This is a genomic window from Bacillus sp. AC266 (assembly GCF_979253805.1).
Genome location: NZ_CEEDEC010000088.1, coordinates 1 through 222, shown reverse-complemented (window position 1 = coordinate 222; position 222 = coordinate 1). Strand labels below are relative to the sequence as shown.

Sequence of the window (222 nt, the reverse complement as noted above, 5' to 3'; positions counted from 1 at the left end):
ACCATCGGCGCTAGAGAGCTTAACTTCCGTGTTCGGTATGGGAACGGGTGTGACCTCTCTGCCATCATTACCAGACTGTATTCATTTAAGACAAGAATTATCATAACTTATTCGACATTTAAAGTCAACAAGTTTTTTATATTCTTTCAAAACTAGATAACATTGCTTCATATTATATGGTTAAGTCCTCGATCTATTAGTATTCGTCAGCTCCACATGTCA

At 36.9% G+C, this 222-nt stretch carries 1 rRNA gene; it reads right to left on the bottom strand.

What is annotated here, in order from left to right:
• Positions 1–75 (bottom strand): 5S ribosomal RNA (gene rrf / locus AC0IXC_RS29460); the annotation flags it as partial.
• Positions 76–222: the final 147 nt, after the last annotated feature.